Origin of the sequence: Ancylomarina sp. 16SWW S1-10-2, assembly GCF_009669305.1 — a bacterium.
In the GTDB taxonomy this organism is placed as follows: Bacteria; Bacteroidota; Bacteroidia; order Bacteroidales; family Marinifilaceae; genus Ancylomarina.
This window is the reverse complement of record NZ_SADB01000081.1, coordinates 1-1,026: the sequence shown is the minus strand read 5'-3', so window position 1 is coordinate 1,026 and position 1,026 is coordinate 1. Positions and strand designations below refer to the sequence as shown.

The 1,026-nt window shown below is 35.7% G+C and carries 1 protein-coding gene; it reads right to left on the bottom strand.

The genetic code is table 11. The features are described 5' to 3' along the window. Positions 1-872, bottom strand: an 872-nt coding sequence (locus EMN46_RS18590; protein WP_154202515.1) for an IS30 family transposase, incomplete at its 3' end; no start/stop codon positions are given. Between the last annotated feature and the right edge of the window lie 154 nt (positions 873-1,026).

Sequence of the window (1,026 nt, the reverse complement as noted above, 5' to 3'; positions counted from 1 at the left end):
ACCCATTGTACTTTTTCATTTGTTATTCCATCAAAAGAAGATCCTTTAATGAAGTACTGCCTGATTAATCCATTCGTATTTTCATTAGCACCTCTTTCCCAAGAATGATATGGTCTGGCAAAATAGACATCCAAATCAAGTTGCTCAGCRATCTGCTCGTGTTTAGCAAACTYTTTCCCATTATCTGCCGTTATTGTATGTAGCAGATCTTTTATTGGATTTAGCACCTCTACAGTTGCTTTTRCAAGTGGCTCAGCTTCTTTACCTTCTAAAAGACGTATCCAAACCATACCTGTAAGTCTATCATTAATAGTCAATAAGGCACCCTTATGATTCTTCCCCATTACCGTATCTATTTCGAGATCACCAAACCTCGATTTTTGATCAACTATTGCTGGACGTTTTTCGATACCAATACGRTTCTTTAATTGACCACGAGTATCCTTAGAACCTCCTCGTTTTCGATACCTCTTCTTATTTCTCCGAAGGTGTGTATAAAGATCACCTCCAGCTTTCAGATCAGCCCAAATATGTTGATAAATACACTCATGTGAAACACAGGCTTGTCCTTGTGTTTTCAAGCGACCTACAATCTGTTCTGGACTATAATCTTCTCTTATCAAAACCTCTACTTGAGTTTTTAATACTGGAGTGAAATTTCGATACTTTACCTTTTTAGAAAGACGATTTAAGTATTTAGTATGAGCTAATTCGTATCTGTATTCTCCATTTCTCAGATCGCAATTTCTCTTTAATTCTCTACTTATTACTGATTTGTCCTTTCCGATGGCTTTGGCTATCTCAATTTGTTGATAGCCTCTTCTTTTCATTACCGAAATAGTATATCTTTGTTCTCTGGTTAATTGTCCCATTATTACAACTTTAGTTTGGCGATTTTAGTGGTAAAAAAAAGACTTTTATTCCACATAGACAATGGGTGAGACTACTTCTCCTCATTGTCTTGAAAAATACACCTCCTTTTTTCATCTAAAATTCCATCAGTTGCATTTGTGACTTGAATCTAAG